Source organism: Brevundimonas sp. DW-iso22 (assembly GCF_058725425.1).
Window position 1 is genome coordinate 385,459 of sequence record NZ_JBZXEB010000002.1, and the last position, 13,618, is coordinate 399,076.

Consider the following 13,618-nt stretch of genomic DNA (forward strand, 5'->3'; position numbering starts at 1 on the left):
ATCATCTAGCGCAGCTTCAACGTCGCCAGACCGGCCAGGGCCAGCATGGCGGCGACGATCCAGAAACGGATGACGACCGTCGATTCCGGCCAGCCCATCTTTTCGAAATGGTGGTGGATCGGGGCCATCAGGAAGATGCGGCGGCCGGTCATCTTGAAATAGGCCACCTGAATCATGACCGAGGCCGCCTCGATGACGAACAGGCCGCCGACGATGCCCAGCACCAGCTCGTGCTTGGTCGCAACGGCGATGGCGCCCAGCGCGCCACCCAGGGCCAGCGAGCCGGTGTCGCCCATGAAGATCTTGGCCGGCGGCGCATTGTACCAGAGGAAGCCCACACCCCCGCCGATCATGGCCGCGCAGAAGATGGCCAGCTCGCCCGAGCCCGGCACATGGTGGACGCCCAGATAGCCCGAAAAGATGAAGTTGCCGACCAGATAGCTGATGATGCCGAACGCCGCCGCCGCCATCATGACTGGCACGATGGCCAGGCCGTCCAGACCGTCGGTCAGGTTCACCGCATTGGAAAAGCCCACGATGGTGAAGGCCGCGAACGCCACATAGAACCAGCCGACATTCAGCAACACGGCCTTGAAGAAGGGAAAGGCGATCGACGTCTCCAGCCCGGGCGACGTCGGCGACAGCTCCATCCAGAGCACGGTCAGCACGCCCGCGATCACTGACACCACCACTTGGGCCGCCAGCTTCTGCTTGGACGTCAGGCCCGCAGAGGTCTGTTTCGTCACCTTGGCGTAGTCGTCGATGAAGCCCAGCACCCCGAACGCCGCCGTCACGAAGCTGACGATCCAGATATAGGGGTTGGTAAGGTCGCCCCACAGGAAGACCGCCACAGCGATACCCGCCAGGATCATCAGCCCGCCCATGGTGGGGGTGCCTACCTTTGAAAGGTGCGAGACCGGGCCGTCGTCGCGGATCGGCTGGCCCTTGCCCTGACGCGCCCGCATCCAGTTGATGAACCGGCTGCCCATGGCCACCGCCACGATCATGGCCGTTGCCATGGCCAATGCGACGCGTACCGTCTGATACTGGATCAGGTTCAGCAGGGGATAGTCCTGCGCGACGTCGGCGAACTGCAGATACAGCAGGTAGAACATCTAGATCGCCCCTCCCGGGCCTTCTGCCAGGGCCGCCAGAGCCCTCGCCACCAGCGACGCCTTCGATCCGTTGGACCCCTTGACCATGACCACGTCTCCGGGCCCGGCCAGCACCATGGCCTCGGCCGCCAGCTCGGCCGCCGTCTCGCGCCACAGGCCTCGACGCGAACTGGCCAGACTGTCGTACAGCGCCTTCATCTCCGGCCCCGCCGCATGGACCATGTCCAGCCCGGCTGCCTCGATCGCGGTCGCCAGCCCTTGGTGCAGCGCCCGCGACTGGTCGCCCAATTCCAGCATGTCGGTCAGGACGACGACACGCCGTCCGCCCTGCCCCACCGGCCTGACGCCCAGGCTGCGGAACCCCGCCGTCATCGACAGCGGATTGGCATTGTAGCTTTCGTCGATCAGGGTGAAGGCCCCGCCGGGAGCGGCCACCTGCATGGTCTGCCCCCGCCCGGCCAAAGGCGCGAACCCGGCCAGTGCAGGCAGCGCCGTTTCCAGCGGTACATCCAGCGCCTCCAGCATCAGGATGACGCACAGGCTGTTCAGGCCCCAGTGATGGCCAGACTGAGCCAGGCGATACTCCAGCGCCTTGCCGTGCAACTCGGCCCGTACGGTTGCCCCCTCGGTGTCCGGCTCGAACCCGATCAGCCGTGCTTCGTGGGCGGCCCCGGTGCCGAAGCGCAGGACCTGCGCCCCTTGCGCCCGCGCCGCCGTCTCCAGCACAGCCGCCTGGGCCACATCGCCGTTCAGAACCGCCGCGCCGCCGGGCAGCAGGCCCTCGAAGATCGACGCCTTCTCCGCCGCCACGCCCGCCTCGCCATCGGCAAAGGCCTCGATATGGACCGGGCCGACCGTCGTCACACAGGCCGCATGCGGCGCGACCATGCGCGACAGGGGCGCGATCTCGCCCGGCGCATTCATGCCGATCTCGAACACCGCCCGGGCCGTGCCCTGCGGCATCCGCGCCAGCGTCAAAGGCACGCCGATATGGTTGTTGTAGCTCTTGATCGACCCGTGCGACGACCCCGCCAGATCCAGCCCGGCCTTGATCGCCTGGGTCACGCTGGTCTTGCCGACGCTGCCGGTTACGGCCCCGCGTCGTACGGCCCGGTCGCGGGCAGCGACACCCAGGGCTTCCAGCGCCTTCAGCGTATCGTTCGTGACGATGGACGGTCCGCCCTCGACGCCATGTTCCGTCAAAGCCCCGGCGGCCCCCGCCGCAAAGGCCGAAGCGGCGAACTCGTGCCCGTCCCGCGCGCCCTTCAGCGCCAGGAACAGGTCGCCGGCGACGATCTCGCGGCTGTTGTAGGTCAGGCCCGTGACCTCGAAAGGCGCGCCCGACAGGCGTCCACCCGTGGCCGCTTCGATCTGTTCGGAGGTCCAGAGGACAGGAGTATCAGGCATGGGCGTTCAGGGCTTCGGCGGCGACGGTCGCGTCGTCGAAGGGGTGTGTCACCCCGCCGACGATCTGACCCTGCTCATGCCCTTTTCCGGCGATGACCACCACATCCCCGTCGCGCATCATGTGGATGGCGTGGTGGATGGCGGCGCGGCGGTCGCCAATCTCCTGTGCGTCCGGACAGCCTTCGCGCACGGCGCGCCGGATGGCAGCCGGATCCTCACCGCGCGGATTGTCGTCAGTGACGATGGCGACATCGGCCAGACGTCCGGCAATCTCGCCCATCAGAGGGCGTTTGGCGCGATCGCGGTCGCCGCCCGCACCGAACACGACGATCAGCCGTCCCGTCGCATGCGGTCGCAGGGCCGACAGCACCGTCTCCAGCCCGTCGGGCGTATGGGCATAGTCGACATAGACCTCGCCCTTGCCGCTACCGCCCGGGATGCGCTCCAGACGCCCCTGGGCACCCTCGATCTTCTCCATCGCCGCCAGAACCCGCTCGGGGTCCTCGCCGCCCGCGATACATAGCCCCGCCGCGACCAGCGCGTTCGACGCCTGGAACGCCCCCGCCAGCGGCAGCAGCACCTCATGCAGGCTGCCGCGCACATCCAGTGAAAGCCGCTGGCCCTCCGGCACGGCCTTGCGGCCCAGCAGGGTCAGGTCGCGCCCGCGCTCGCCCACCGCCATCACGCCCAGTCCCGACATGATGCTGGCCGAGGCAAACTGGGAATAGGCGTCGGAATCGGCGTTCAGGACCGCCGTACGCCCGCGCGGCAACAGGGTCTCGAACAGCCGCAGCTTGGCGTCGCGATAGGCGGCCATGTCGCCGTGATAGTCCAGATGATCCTGGGTCAGGTTGGTGAAGCCCGCCGCCTTCAGCGTCACCCCGTCCAGACGCCGCTGGTCGATACCGTGCGACGACGCCTCCAGCGCCAGATGGGTCACGCCGCCCTCGGCCAGATCGGCCAGCAGGCGGGCCGCATCGGCGGCGTCGGGGCTGGTCAGGCCGGGCCCCGTCAACGCCTGATTAACGTTACCGGACTGTTTCAAAACCCCAAGAGTGCCCATGCTCGCCGAGGTCAGGCCCAGCGCCGCCCAGATTTGGCGGCAGAAGGCGGCGACGGACGTCTTGCCGTTGGTGCCGGTCACGGCGACGCAGGTGGCGGGCTGGGCTCCATAGAAGCTGCGCGCCGCAATGGCATAGGCCCGGCGCACATCGCCCGAGGTGACCAGAACAGGAGCCATTCCGGCGTCGGTATCGGACGGAGCCAGGATGGCGGCGGCCCCCTGCGACAGGGCCTGGGGGATGAAGGCGCGCCCGTCGGCGGCGCTGCCGGGCAGGGCCACGAACAGGGTGCCGGGCGCGACCTTGCGGCTGTCGGAGGTGACGCCGGTGATCATCGGGTCGCTGGCCACATCGCGGCGCAGCAGGTCGGACAGGCGGACCGGCGGCTGGACGCTCATCGCCCGTCCCCCTCGACGTCCTCATAGGTCGGCACGCGCTCGCCGGTAGCGGTGCGCCAGACATCGGCCCGGCGCTGCACGCCCAGGAACGGCGCGATCCGGTCCGCGATCCGGCCCACGGCCGGCGCGGCGACGAAGCCACCCGTGCGCGGATAGGTCTGGGGCTCATCCATCAGGATCAGGATCTGATACCGGCGCGCATTGACCGGGCCGTCGGCCGGGAAGACGGCGGCGAAGGTGCCCAGGGCGTGGGCGGTCGAATAGCGGCCATTAACCGACTTGTTGGCCGAGCCCGTCTTGCCCCCGACCCGCAGGCCGGGCGCATCGGCGCGGGTGCCCGAGCCGTTGACGACGTTGCGCCGCATCAGGTCCAGCATGGTCAGCGACGTCTCGGGCGAAATGATCTGACGCACCGGCGCATCGGGCCGACCACCCTTGCGCAGGGTCAACGGGATATAGCGCCCACCGTTAGTCATCGCCTGCATGGCCGCAGCCATCTGCAAGGGTGTGATGGAGATGTTGTAGCCGAACGACAGCGACGCCAGGGTCGAATCCGTCCAACCGCGCGGGGTGATCGGGGCTTCGGACGCGATTTCGAAGGGAGCCTGGTCCATCAGGCCGAAGCGCCGGAAATAGTCCTGCATGACCGCAGGCCCCATCTCGGTCGCCAGCCGCGAAGTGCCGATGTTGGACGAGTGAAGATAGACCTCCTCCAGCGACATCACCTTGTTCTGGGCGTGGAAGTCCTTGATGCGGCGGTTGCCGATGTGAAGCGCCTCGGAGGCGTCCAGCATGGTGTGCATGTCGGCCCGGCCAGTGTCGATGGCGGCGGCGACGGTGAAGGTCTTGAAGACCGACCCCATCTCATAGGTGGCACTGGCGGCCAGGTTGCGCGAGTTGGTGCCCGGCCAGCTGGCCATGCCCAGAACCTCGCCTGTCTGGACGTCGGTGATGATACCGACCGCGCCCTTGGCCTGGGTTTCCAGGGCCATGGCGGCCAGTTCGTTTTCCAGCACGCCCTGGACGCGCAGGTCGATGGAGGTCTGGAAGGTTTCGCCGCGTGCGCCCGCCGCGCGAACCTCGGCATCGAACGCCTTCTCGACGCCCGACAGGCCGACCTCGCCGCCCTCCTCGACGCTGCCGACGACGTGGCGGGCGGACTGGCCCAGCGGATAGACGCGGACATCCTCCGGCTCGAACGTCAGACCGCCCAGCGCCAGATCGTGCACGCGGGCGCGCTCGGCCGGCGTCAGACGGGCCAGGGCCAGTACCCGACGATCGCCGTTCACGGCCCGGGTCAGGCGGCTCATGCGGATGCGCGGCACAGCCTTCTTGATGGCGGCGATGGCAGCAGGCCGATCCCAGACCTCGGACGGATCGATATACAGGCCATAGTGCGTGATGTTGGCGGCCAGCAGGGCCCCGTTGCGATCCACGATATCGGCCCGCATCGTGGCATTCGGATGCGACGCGCTACCGACCCCGACCTGCGGCCCCCATAGCGCCGCCTTGGCCGCGCCCAAAGCCAGACAGACGAAGACACCCGCGAACAACCAGCGGATCAGCAGGATGCGGACCCGCGTATCCTCTTCGGGCCGCGCGTCGGTCCGGGCACGGCCAAAGGCATGCTCGACCCACCACATGGCCTCGCCCAGCCAGCGCCAGGACGGCAGCTTGCGCGACAGGGCGCTCAGGTTCGCTACACCGGGGGCTGGACGGCTCCAGGCCTGATGATGCGGATCGTGCACGCTCATTGCGCAGCCTCCGCAGGCGCTTCCGGCACCGCCGCCTGCTCTTCCACGACAGGCGCGGGACCGGCGGGTGGGGGCGCGATGACCACGGGGCGAGGATCAGGCTCCGGCGCGATCAGGGGCAGGCCCTGCTCGGTGGCCTGACGATGCACATCGACGGGCCCCAGGCCCGCCTCGCGGGACAGGGCCTCCAGACGGGCCGGCTGTTCCAGACGCGCGACCTCGGCGCTCAGCAGGCGAACCCGCTCGCCGTTCGAGGCGATCTGGCGCTCCATGTCGGCGATGTCGCTGCTCTGGCGCGCCGCCGCCGCCTTGGCGACATAGACGGACAGGACCATCAGGGCGACCAGCATGACGCCGATGATCTCGACCCAGCGGATGCCGCGGACCTTCCAGGCAAAGACGCGTTGGACGACGGCGGGAACGGTCATGCAGCAACCCTTCCGCCGATGGGGCCCCACGGCTGGGCGTCGGTCCGCACCGCGGCCCGCAGCTTGGCCGACCGGGCCCGCGGATTGATCGCCAGCTCGGCCTCGCCCGCCTCGCGCGCGCCTTTGAACGCCAGGGTGAAGCTGGGCTTGCGGGTGTCGATGGCCACCGGCGCATGACGCGATCCACCCGGCGCATTACCGGTCCGCTCGGTCAGGAAGGCCTTTACGATGCGGTCCTCCAGCGAATGGAAGGTCACGACGGCCAGACGGCCACCGGGGGCCAGCGTCGCCTCCGCCGCCTCCAGCCCGGCGCGCAGCTCCCCCAGCTCGTCATTGACCGCGATCCGCAAGGCTTGAAACACGCGAGTGGCAGGATGGATGGCGGCCCCGCGACGACCGCCCAGGGCTTTTTCGACCACGGCGGCCAGATCGAGCGTGCGCTCGAACGGCTTCTCGACCCGGCGACGCAGGATGGCGGTGGCGACCCGGCCCGACTGGCGCTCGTCGCCATACAGTTTGAAGATATGGGCCATCGGCCCATGGTCCCAGGTGTTGACGATGTCGGCGGCCGTCTCACCTTCATCGGACATCCGCATGTCCAGCGGCCCGTCGCGCATGAAGGAAAAGCCGCGCTCGGCCTGATCCAGCTGCATAGACGAGACGCCGATATCGAACACCACCCCGTCCAGCCGCGCCTCGCCAGTCCCGGCGAAGGCCTCCGCCAGGCCGGAAAACGGCGTGCGGACCAGCTGGAACTTGCCGGGATAGTCGTTGGCCACAGCATCGGCATGCGGCTGCACCGTGGGGTCGCGGTCCAGGGCGATCACGGTCGCACCGGTCGCCAGAATGGCGCGGGTATAGCCACCCGCCCCGAAGGTCGCATCGATGATCACATCGCCGGCCTGCGGAGCCAGGGCCTGGATCACTTCGTCCAGCAGGACCGGAGCGTGGGGCGCGGACGTCATGCCCCCTCCCCTGCGGCGCGGGTCGTTTCGCCGTTCATGACCTTGCGGGCCAGGGCGCGGCTGGCGGCGCGGCGGGCGTTCCACGCCTTGCGATCCCAGATCTGAAAACGCGGACCCATGCCGGCGATGACGACGTCCTCGCCCAGTCCGGCCTCCTGGCACAGACCTTCGGGCAGGGTGATCCGGCCACCACTGTCGTAGGACAGCGGGCGCTGGGCGGCATAGAAGGCCTCTTCCATGGCGGTACGTTCGTCGCTGCCGAACGGCAGGGCCTCGATGCGGGCGACATATTCGGCCATCAGCCGGTCGCCGCCGGCCTCCAGGCAATCCGAGGCGATGGAGAAGAAGCAGAAGACGCCGTTCTGGGCTCCGTTGTCGGCGGTGCGGAACTCCTGCGGGATCAGCAGGCGCCGCTTTCCGTCCAACTGTTTCTCATAGGTTCCGAGAAACACGATTGCCCCAACTCGGGCCCTTCGACCCGCCCCTCTGATCCGTTGGCGCCGCTTGGCGCATGCCTCACCCCACTCAGTACGAATGGGATAGCATGGGATTGAATGGGCCTCAATGGGATTAGTTGACGAGGATTAACCTCAATTGGGCTCGAGATGCCAGTATGTCCGTGAACATACACGGAACATGCAAAGTATAGACAGGCTGTGGACTGTTATCGCGCCGCGATGCTGACACAGGCGTTAACGGCTGACCTCCCCATTCGCGTCGCGGATGGGGAGGTGGCGCGGCGCAAATATGCGCCGTGACGGAGGGGGCGGCGTAGGCGTTCGCCTGTCGAGGCGCTAACCCCTCTCGACCGCGCCGCCCCCTCCACCACGCTACGCGCGGTCCCCCTCCCCATCGCTGCGCGACAGGGAGGTGATGCGATCAAGCAGCGAGCGACCGCGTCGCGAGCGTTAGCGCTCTTCCACTTGGAAAAAAGCGCTCAAGCAGCGAGGCTCCGCGAGCTGAGCGTTAGCGCCCTTCCCCTTGGAAAAAAAATGTCAGACGGCCTGTAAGCCGGGTTCTGTTCCACACCGAAGTGCAGTGACGATCATTCATCTGGACCGCCCATCGCTGGACGGTTCTCGCGACCTACCCGGACGTCTGGGGCGGTGAGCCCTGCGATCGAAACCGCGCAACGTCCCTATTCGGTCTTGCTCCAGGCGGGGCTTGCCATGCCGTCGCTGTTACCAGAGACGCGGTGGGCTCTTACCCCACCCTTTCACCCTTACCGGTCCCGCAGGTCCGGAGGTTTGCTTTCTGTGGCGCTATCCCTCGGGTCACCCCGGGCGGGCGTTACCCGCCGCCTTTTCACCGTGGAGCCCGGACTTTCCTCGACCGAGGCCGAAACCCCCGCCGCGACCGCCCGGCCGTCTGACGGCCGCTAGGTGCGCTTTTGCGCCGCGCAGGTCAACGCCGGCTCAACGGACTTCGCCAAGGTCCGCAATGGGTAGGAAGCGGACAGTGATCTTAGGACATTTCGCGAAGTCAGCGAGGGCGCACGGGGGACGATGAAAAGCCGGAGATGGATACAATCGCCACTGCAACGTCTGTAGTCAGTCGGGATAAACCGGAGCCGGTATGTTTCCAGGTTGGCCACGACGGTGCCGACGGACCAGGTCATGAACGGGAACGGCGAAGTCTGGATCCAGCACATCCTCAGGACGAAGTGCCGCGATGATTGACCAATCGTCAGCTTCGCTTCTGGCGTAGATCACCGCTAAATCGCCCACAGACTCGCTTCGGCGACAGGTACTCCCTGCATGAATACGTAAGCTCAAGGACAGCCCGGGAGTGTATGGTCCCTGTAGGACATCTATCGGCGTGTAGGTGGTCTCGATGTCCGTAGGGCCGACACGACGCTGCGCGCTGATCTCGGCCAAAAATATGCTGTCAGATGCGGTCCGAAGCTCTCGTTGTTGCGTGGTTGCTGACTGCACCGGGCTTGATGCGTTCGGCCCACTTGCCCATGCAGACGTCATAACAAGCGACGGCGTGCAGCCGAGAGCGTCGCTATTGGCGGCAGAGAATGCTGCGACGCACAGCGATAGAAGCAGCCTCATCCATTCCCCCAATAACGCTGTGCTTCCAGGCCTCAGGTTGCGGCATGCTGCGAAGGACCGCAATGGGTCGATTGCGGACACCAGGTCGCTGCGAGAAAGCAGACACTCAGCCTAGTGCCCGCGAGCCGACATTCCGAACGACCGCCAGGGGTCGATTGCGGACAGTCGGATTTGCGTCATCGGCGGACAGGCTGGACCTAGATTGCAAAGTCCGTAAAATCCGCGTGACATGCGCTCGATCATCCCGCCTTTCATAGCCGGATCGGCAGTTCTGATCGCAAGCGCGGCTTGGGCTTGCGAATGCGCGCAATGGCGAAGCGCGGCAGACCAACTTAACGCGACTGAAGTGGCGTTCTTAGGAACGGTAGTTTCGACCTTACCCGAACGTGGACCGGGCGGGAGCGAAGGAAACGTCGTGACTGAATTTCGAGTGACGCGAACTCTCAAAGGGGCGCATCAATCGGTTCGCCGTATCGCTCATTATCCTGGCCCAGAAGGCAGTACCTGCGGCGTCAGTTTCGCGCGCTCACGCGAAGTGCTTGTCTTTACGAACGCGCGGCGAAGCCGGATGTATACTAGTTCCTGCCAACAGCCACGTTTTCCTCTAGCCGACTTCGAGCGAGCGTTGCGATAATAAAATGCTGAGGTACGGACGTCCGCTTTGGGTCGGAAGCAGACCGTCGCTGCAGATTAAAAGCGGACGCTGAAACCGGAAACAAGGATGGCACATTGGATCAGCGGCCTCATCGGACCGACAGGGCCGATGGAGAAGATTGCGCAGGAATGCGATTTAACCCGCCGTTTTGAGTTGGCTCAAGGGTTCAGCCTAATCCTGATCGCTGATGAAGATGTCGAACGGCTTGCGGGGGATTTCGAGCGGCAAGGCGACGAGGACGACGGTATTTTCGACTATATGCATCCAGCTTGGTTGAAGCTGCTCTCCTCCCTGTCGAAGGGCACCGCGTTCGCTTATGTCGAAACCCGCTACTTTGGCGGGACGGGAGGTCAAGGTTCCGCGCTCTTTCAGGACGGCCGCCTATCCGCACCGCCCGCCTACCAACCGACCCACGCGACCGAGCTTACTTGGCCAATTAATGCCGCCTTGTCTAAGTTGGGCGTTCAGCGCGACGGGGCCTATGATGAGTTCGAGGCCATTGGTCTAAACTTGCATCGTTCCTAGCCAACAGCATGTCGGGCTGACCTCCCGAATGTCCGCTATGGGTCGAAAGCGCTCGTAGGCTTTAACGCCGAAAGCGGACATTGGCAGGGTGGTTGGGCAGCAAACGTGTCCGACATCCGCCAAGCCTGGGAAACCCACACTCTTGGCCGCCCCGCTAGTTCAGCACCCCGGTTGCGCTCTCCGCCGTCGCCAGCTGGAGCACGCCCATCAACGTCGCCCGCGTCTCGCCGTCCGCCACCCCGTCCACCTGCGCCGGTCGCCAGTGGCGCTGGAAGGCCTCGACGGTCAGCCGGGTCGCCTCGTCATAGTCACCACCAGGGGGCAGGCCATAGCCCAGCCGGTGCAGGCCGGCGCGCAGGACGATGACGCCCAGCCCCTCGTCCCCGACCTTCAGCGGCACACCAAGCGCCGCGACCCGCTCCTGCGCCGGTTCGAACCACAGACCGTGGCCTGCGCCTGCCAGCCGCTTCCACGGAAACCGCTCGCCCGGATCCTGCTTGCGGTCGGGGGCCAGGTCGGAGTGGGCGATGATGCGGTTGTCGGGGATGGTCCAGCGGGTGCGGATGTCGGCGATCAGGCTGATCACCGCATCGATCTGAACCTCGGGAAAGTCGCGATAGCCGAACTCATGTCCCGGATTGACGATCTCGATGCCGATGGAGGCGGCGTTGCAGTCGGTCTCGCCCAGCCAGACGCCCCGCCCCGCATGCCAGGCCCGCCGCTCCTCCGGCACTAGCTTCAGAATGGAGCCGTCCTCATGGACGATATAGTGGGCCGACACCTTGGCTTCCGCGTCGCACAGCCGCGCGATCGCGGCCTCCGCGGTCTGCATGCCGGTATAGTGGAGCACCAGCATGTCTGGCGGGCCGCGCCGGGCATCGAAATTCGGGGACGGGACGTCGCGGACGATCAACATGATCCTCCCTGAACGTCTCTAGCGGCCCGTCCGCTCCCAGCCATAGGCGACCCAGGCCCCATCGACTTTGCGCGCCTCGATGACGCCGTCGTCGGCGCGGCGGTTGCGAACCGTCATCCGGCGACGCGCCCTCAGGGCCAGTCCGGCAAAGAAAACCAGAACGGCGGCGAACACGGCGAACACGGCCACAGCGGCGGCGGCGAATACGGCCAGGACGGCCCCGACGGCCATCGCCACCATGGTCGCGATCACGCCGCCAAGCCACACCACCGGCGCGAACAGGTTGCCGGAGGAACGGCGGCCTTGCGGGCCGAGGGCGATGCGGTCGGACGGGCTCATGTCTTCACCTTTGCTGGGCGCTGCGAACAACGCCTTGGCAGCAATGTCGGTCCATCGACATGAACCGTCAATGACCGAAGCATCACAGGTCGGTGCAGGGCGTCGTTTCGTCTCAGTAGGGCTGATCGGCCAGGACCGTCGCCCCCGATGCCCGCGCCCGATCGGCCTGGACCCGGCGCACCAAGGCCTCGGCCTGCGGATCGTTCATGACGCCGCCGATGCCGACCAAGACCCTGGCCGCCTCGCTGGACACGCCAAACGCTTCCGACAGGGCCTCGAACGGCGACTGCGGCGTCGGATAGCGTTTAAAGCGTACCGAATCGCCGGCCGGAATCCGGGCCAGTTCGCGTGCCTTGGCCACGGCTTCCGTCAGACCGCCCAGCTGATCGACCAGGCCAAGGCCTTGTGCCTGCGCACCGGTCCAGACCCGGCCGCGCGCGATCTGGCGCACGCGTTCGGGCGACAGTTTGCGCCCCGTGGCGACGCGGGTGATGAACTCGTCATAGGTCCGATCGATCTGGGCCGCGAAGGCCGTGCGCTGCTCGGGCGTGAACGGCTGCGAGGGCGAAAAGGCGCTGGCATAGTCGCCGCCGACCGACAGGCCCCGCATATCCACGCCGAACCGGCCCAGCGCATCGGCCAGCACGAACTTGCCGCCGAAAACGCCGATGGAGCCGGTCAGGGTCGAGGGCTGGGCCACGATCCAGCTGGCCTCCGAACTGATCCAGTAGCCGCCGGACGCCGCATAGTCGCCCATCGACACCACCACCGGCTTGCCCGCCGCCTTGGCCGCGCGCACCGCCGCCAGGATCTGCTCCGAGGCGTCAGGCGAACCGCCAGGCGAGGAGACGCGGAAGACGATGGCCTTGACGCTCTTGTCCTCGATCGCCTGATAGATGGCCTCGGCCGTGTCGTCGGAACTGATCTGCGAGCCGCCGCCGAAGCCGCCGCTGCCCGTGCCCGTCATGATCGCGCCTTCACCACCCACGATGGCGATGGCCGAACTGCCCGAGCCGGCGCGCTCCCCCTTGGACGAGGCATAGTCGGAAAACTCCATCAGCTCAGAGCCGCTACCGGCCAGCCGCTTGATCTCGGCCTCGGCCTCCTCGACCTGGCCGATCTTGTCGATCAGCCGGTTCTGCAGCGCCTGAGCCGAGGAATAGGGCCCGGCTTCGATCACGGTGCGCAGGGCCTGGGGCGTCTGCTTGCGATCCTGTGCCGCATTGGCCAGCGACGTCGTATAGATGGACGTCATCCAGGCCGACATCGCCTCGCGGTGCTCGGGCGTGAAATCGCTTTCGGTGAACTCGTTGACGGCGTTCTTGTATTCGTAGCGCTGCTCGAACTGGGCATCGACGCCGTAGCGTTCGAAGGCGCGGCCCAGGAAGATGGAGTCCGCCGAAAAGCCCGCCAGCTGGAAGGCCGAGGTGTTCTGCATCCAGAGCTGATCCGCCGATGCGCCGACCATATAGCTGCTGACCGCGGTGCCGATGGGCATGAAGCCCTGGCTGTGTGCGATCACCGTCTTGCCCTTGGCGCGGAAGCGGCGGATGGCCTGTCGGATCTCGTCGGCGGCGGCGGGCGTCATCCCTGCCTCGGGCAGGCGGATCAGCAGGCCCTTCACCTTGGCGTCGTCCCCGGCTTGGGCCAGGGTGTCGACGATCTGCAGCGTCGACAGGCCCGAGCCGCCGAACGCCGCGAACGGATTGGTCGGCGTCTGGTCCGTCACGCCCTCGCGCAGGTCCAGCTCGATGACCGTATTGCCGGGCGTCGCCGGCTTGGACGAGGCGGAGGCGACGATGATGCTGATGAAGACGACCGGAATGACCACGAAGAACAGCAGCAGGCCGGCGAACACGCCGCCCATGGTCAGGAAGAATTGCTTCATGGTGTCGTCGAAAACCTGATCCGGACCGGCACTGGCCCTTGGGCCAGCATAGGGCGGCCTCCGCCCCGGTCAAATGAAGGTCCCGTAATCAAGCCGGGCCGACGGCACTT

General features: G+C 66.6%; 11 protein-coding genes and 1 other RNA gene. 1 reads left to right on the forward strand and 11 read right to left on the reverse strand.

Annotated features, from left to right (window positions below; translation table 11 throughout):
* Positions 1 to 5: 5 nt before the first annotated feature.
* From mraY to rnpB, 8 genes are all read right to left on the reverse strand, one after another.
* Positions 6 to 1,115 carry a phospho-N-acetylmuramoyl-pentapeptide-transferase gene (gene mraY, locus AC4PRM_RS01850; protein ID WP_487922961.1) on the reverse strand — a complete coding sequence of 370 codons (1,110 nt, stop codon included), beginning with the start codon at positions 1,113 to 1,115 and terminating at the stop codon, positions 6 to 8.
* Positions 1,116 to 2,522, reverse strand: a complete 1,407-nt coding sequence (locus AC4PRM_RS01855) for a UDP-N-acetylmuramoyl-tripeptide--D-alanyl-D-alanine ligase (protein ID WP_492038573.1) — start codon at positions 2,520 to 2,522, stop codon at positions 1,116 to 1,118.
* Complete coding sequence (locus AC4PRM_RS01860) at positions 2,515 to 3,981, reverse strand: UDP-N-acetylmuramoyl-L-alanyl-D-glutamate--2,6-diaminopimelate ligase (RefSeq protein WP_492038574.1); 1,467 nt, start codon at positions 3,979 to 3,981, stop codon at positions 2,515 to 2,517. Before AC4PRM_RS01860 ends, AC4PRM_RS01855 begins: the two co-directional genes overlap by 8 nt.
* Entirely contained in the window at positions 3,978 to 5,735 is a 1,758-nt protein-coding gene (locus AC4PRM_RS01865) for a peptidoglycan D,D-transpeptidase FtsI family protein (protein ID WP_492038575.1), read from the reverse strand. The genes AC4PRM_RS01860 and AC4PRM_RS01865 overlap by 4 nt, the downstream gene beginning before the upstream one ends.
* Positions 5,732 to 6,163, reverse strand: coding sequence for a cell division protein FtsL (gene ftsL / locus AC4PRM_RS01870; RefSeq protein WP_492038576.1), 432 nt, complete (start codon positions 6,161 to 6,163; stop codon positions 5,732 to 5,734). The genes AC4PRM_RS01865 and ftsL overlap by 4 nt, the downstream gene beginning before the upstream one ends.
* Positions 6,160 to 7,128 (reverse strand): 16S rRNA (cytosine(1402)-N(4))-methyltransferase RsmH, encoded by a 969-nt coding sequence (rsmH, locus tag AC4PRM_RS01875; RefSeq protein WP_492038577.1) that lies wholly within the window; start codon positions 7,126 to 7,128, stop codon positions 6,160 to 6,162. The genes ftsL and rsmH overlap by 4 nt, the downstream gene beginning before the upstream one ends.
* On the reverse strand, positions 7,125 to 7,580 hold the full coding sequence (locus tag AC4PRM_RS01880) for a division/cell wall cluster transcriptional repressor MraZ (protein ID WP_292172912.1): 456 nt from the start codon (positions 7,578 to 7,580) through the stop codon (positions 7,125 to 7,127). Before AC4PRM_RS01880 ends, rsmH begins: the two co-directional genes overlap by 4 nt.
* A 539-nt stretch (positions 7,581 to 8,119) precedes the next feature.
* Positions 8,120 to 8,500: RNase P RNA component class A (rnpB, locus tag AC4PRM_RS01885), an RNA gene on the reverse strand.
* A gap of 1,406 nt (positions 8,501 to 9,906) precedes the next feature.
* Here rnpB and AC4PRM_RS01890 point away from each other — a divergent pair.
* Positions 9,907 to 10,365 (forward strand): hypothetical protein, encoded by a 459-nt coding sequence (locus AC4PRM_RS01890; protein ID WP_487922954.1) that lies wholly within the window; start codon positions 9,907 to 9,909, stop codon positions 10,363 to 10,365.
* Positions 10,366 to 10,519: 154 nt separating this feature from the next.
* On the opposite strand, the gene AC4PRM_RS01895 is transcribed toward AC4PRM_RS01890, so the two are convergent.
* The 3 genes from AC4PRM_RS01895 to sppA all read right to left on the reverse strand — a co-directional run bounded on the left by AC4PRM_RS01895 (position 10,520) and on the right by sppA (position 13,508).
* Positions 10,520 to 11,281 carry an N-acetylmuramoyl-L-alanine amidase gene (locus tag AC4PRM_RS01895; RefSeq protein ID WP_487922953.1) on the reverse strand — a complete coding sequence of 254 codons (762 nt, stop codon included), beginning with the start codon at positions 11,279 to 11,281 and terminating at the stop codon, positions 10,520 to 10,522.
* An 18-nt stretch (positions 11,282 to 11,299) separates the two neighbouring features.
* Positions 11,300 to 11,620, reverse strand: coding sequence for a hypothetical protein (locus AC4PRM_RS01900; protein ID WP_492038578.1), 321 nt, complete (start codon positions 11,618 to 11,620; stop codon positions 11,300 to 11,302).
* 112 nt (positions 11,621 to 11,732) lie between these two features.
* Positions 11,733 to 13,508, reverse strand: coding sequence for a signal peptide peptidase SppA (gene sppA / locus AC4PRM_RS01905; protein WP_492038579.1), 1,776 nt, complete (start codon positions 13,506 to 13,508; stop codon positions 11,733 to 11,735).
* Positions 13,509 to 13,618 lie beyond the last annotated feature (110 nt).